The sequence below is a fragment of the Psychrobacter sp. 1U2 genome, assembly GCF_051847575.1.
Genome location: NZ_JBPYDC010000251.1, coordinates 1 through 1,311 on the forward strand (window position 1 = coordinate 1; position 1,311 = coordinate 1,311).

The following is a 1,311-nucleotide window of genomic DNA, read 5'->3' on the forward strand; positions in this document are numbered from 1 at the left end:
GTATGCTCGTCACGTGGATGGCAACAAGGGACGTAAGCATTGATCGAAGTCAATTGATGAATCAATCCCTCACCCAACAAAAACTCTAAGCTACGATAAACAGTTGGCGGTGCTACATTTTTTCGGACCTGTTCTTTTTCATTATTAGCACTCGCCGTCGTACGCATTTGTTGTAGCTCTGTGATTAAGTCGTATGCACCTATTGGCTTGTTGGCTTGTAATATCAAAGCATATATCTGCTGACGCAGCGGAGTAAAGCGTACACCGCGCAATCGGCATTGAGCTTTAGCAGTCTCTAAACGTTCAGTCACATCACGTGACGAAAAGTGCTGAACATCATGCAAGTGTTCGCAAACAGATGAAGTGGAAGACATTGTGTAGACTCCAAAAAGTATAGACTCCAAAAAACGATACTACAGCTAAAACGGTCAAAACTAATAACAATAAATTATGTTAGCCATTTTTATTGTTATAGTATAACATAATAAAAATTAAAAAATCAGTATTGCTGATGATTGAATTGTTTTTTCAGACCCAAACTTTTTTAGACCATACTTATAGGGCAGTTATCCGATGAATGCTAATCCCCAAAACCTTAGAGAACCAGATAATGAAAGTCAGTACTTTCAAGGTAGAGTGCGTCCTTTCTTTTTTTATAGGTTAGGACAGTTTTTGTGTCAACCCAAATACATATTGACAGTCGTATTGATGCTTTTAAGCTCGTTCATAATGACTGTGCAAGCAGCGACCGTCAGCGTCAGTAACTACCCTTTATTTTTATTAAGTGAAGCGGTCACTGAGGGAGCACCGTCAGCCAATCGATTATTGCAAGCAGGGGAGGTCGGCCACCATGGCAGTATTAGCCCTAGTGATATCAAAGCAATTCAAGAGAGTAAGTTTGTTGTATGGTTTGGTGAGCCGTTGGAGAACAACCTTGCATCAAGCTTAAACACCGCACCGAATGCCATTTCCTTATTTAGTTTTGATGCCTTTAACCGTCATCCATTACGTGATGTTAAAGGCCAACTTATCGCAAACACTTTAGACCCGCACATTTGGCTCGACCCTGAAAACGCCAAAGCCATTACTCGAGCACTGGCAGTGATTCACAGTCATGCAAACCCTCAGCACAAGAATTTGTATCAAGCCAATGCAAAGAAGTTTGCCCAGCGACTGGATAGAGCTGTAGCATCAGCACAGTTGAATGACCAAAAAGCCTCTCCTTATTGGGCTTATCATGATGCTTACCAATATATCGAAAAAGCGTTGCAATTACAGCTTGCTGGTAGTTTAAGCATGGATCATCATTTG

The 1,311-nt window shown here is 41.1% G+C and carries 2 protein-coding genes; one reads left to right on the plus strand and one right to left on the minus strand.

Translation table 11 applies throughout. The features are described 5' to 3' along the window. Positions 1-374: Fur family transcriptional regulator (locus tag ACS8FD_RS14925; protein ID WP_439276432.1), on the minus strand; the 374-nt coding region annotated here is incomplete at its 3' end. A 355-nt stretch (positions 375-729) separates the two neighbouring features. Between ACS8FD_RS14925 and ACS8FD_RS14930 the strand changes: the two genes are divergently transcribed. Next, a partial coding sequence (locus ACS8FD_RS14930) for a metal ABC transporter solute-binding protein, Zn/Mn family (RefSeq protein ID WP_439276433.1) occupies positions 730-1,311 on the plus strand: 582 nt, incomplete at its 3' end.